Annotated in this window: 1 protein-coding gene; it reads right to left on the reverse strand. The window is 34.2% G+C overall.

Annotated elements, in window-relative coordinates; translation table 11 throughout:
- Nucleotides 1-275, reverse strand: a 275-nt coding sequence (locus M901_RS11725; protein WP_034721957.1) for a hypothetical protein, incomplete at both ends; no start/stop codon positions are given.

Consider the following 275-nt stretch of genomic DNA (forward strand, 5'->3'; position numbering starts at 1 on the left):
GACCATTTACCATTGTAGAAGTCCTCATCAATAACTTTAATAGCAGTCTTAGCATCTTCAACATTGGCAAATCGGATTGTTCCAACAACAGTTTCTCCATCAGAAGGAGATTTAACTGTGATCATCTCACCATTTGTCTTGAAGATATTATTCTGTTCTTTACCAAGCTCTGATTGGTATTGATCCAGTGAATTCTCAACTGTTCTTAATTCACTGTCTAAGTAACTTCTTAGAGTTGGAATATTAATAAACTCTCCATCAAGTTTAGAAATAGA

It is taken from the genome of Bacteriovorax sp. DB6_IX (genome assembly GCF_000447775.1).
Lineage (GTDB): Bacteria > Bdellovibrionota > Bacteriovoracia > Bacteriovoracales > Bacteriovoracaceae > Halobacteriovorax_A.